The organism is Sinomonas terricola, from assembly GCF_034931225.1.
Lineage (GTDB): Bacteria > Actinomycetota > Actinomycetes > Actinomycetales > Micrococcaceae > Sinomonas > Sinomonas terricola.
The window spans coordinates 1-1,272 of record NZ_JAYGGQ010000037.1; the positions used below are offsets into that span (position 1 = coordinate 1).

1 pseudogene is annotated in these 1,272 nt (G+C 70.1%); it reads right to left on the reverse strand.

The features are described 5' to 3' along the window. Window positions 1-21: 21 nt before the first annotated feature. Window positions 22-1,229 (reverse strand): annotated as a pseudogene (locus SPF06_RS21995) (IS481 family transposase). Window positions 1,230-1,272: the final 43 nt, after the last annotated feature.

The following is a 1,272-nucleotide window of genomic DNA, read 5'->3' on the forward strand; positions in this document are numbered from 1 at the left end:
TGTGGTGTCTCGGGACATCGGCTACAGATGTCTCGGGACATCGACGACACCCCCGGTCTTCGGACCGGGGGTGTTCTGTTTTTTCGGCTGGTAGCTGCGGGCGGGGTCGATGGTGAATTCGGCGAGGATCTCGCCGGTGCCGTGCTCGAGGGCTAGGACGTCGGTGTCCTGGACGAGCAGGATGATGTGTTTGTGCTTGTGGGCGCGTCCGATGCCGAGGTGGCGGAGGCGTCCGGCGTGGCGGAGGGTGGCCTTGCCGTCGGCGTCGACGCGGTCGGTGCGGATGCGCCAGTGTTCCCCCTGGGCTGCGATCGCGGGGCGGGCCTTGGGGGTCGGGCGTAGGCCTCGGCCGGGGTCCGGCGGTTCAGGGCCCTGTGGGGGCGCTCGTGGTTGTAGACGCTCTGGAACTTGGCCAGGAGCTCGTTAAGGTCGGTGATCGTGTGGGCCTCGGGCTGGGTGTGGAGCCATTTCTTGAGGGTCTGGTGGAAGCGCTCGATCTTGCCCTGGGTCTGGGGGTGGCCGGGGTGGCCGTTCTTCTGGGTGATCCCGAGTGAGGCCAGGAGGGTCTCGAAGGCGTTGCGGCCGCCGCGGCCGCCGGCGAGGCGGGTGGTGTAGACCATGCCGTTGTCGGTCAGGGTGCTGGCGGGGAACCCGTGTTCGGCGGCGGTGTCGAGGAAGGCCTCGACGACGGTCTCGCCGGTGATTCTGGGGTGGGCGGTGAGGTGGAGCAGGTAGCGGGAGTGGTCGTCGAGGAAGTCGATGACCTCGGTGTCGGTGCCGTCGGCGAGGTGCCAGTGGGTGAAGTCTGACTGCCAGGTTTCGTTGGGCTGGGCGGCGGCGAAGCGGCGCAGCGAGGAGCGGGGGCGCTTGTGGGGCTCGGGGGTGACGGTTCCGGCGGCGCGCAGGATGCGGTGGATCGTGGCCCGCGCAGGCGGGGTGGTTCCTTCGCGTTCGAGGTGGGCGGCGATGGTCTCGGCCCCGGCGTCCAGGCCCCTGGCGTGCAGTTCGGCGCGCAGGGTCAGGATCCGGTCCCGGACGGGCCCGGTCGTGGCCTGGGGGTTGGTGTTCGGGCGTCGGGAGCGGGCTTCGAGCCCGGCGTTCCCGTGCTCGGCGTAGCGGGTGAGGAGCTCGTGGACCCACTGGCGGCCGACGCCGTAGCGGCGGGCGGCCTCGGCCTTGGACATTCCGCCTTCCAGGACCGCGAGGACGATGACCTTGTTCTTCGACATGGCCCATGCTCGGGCCGTGGCGTCGCCGATGTCCCGAGACATG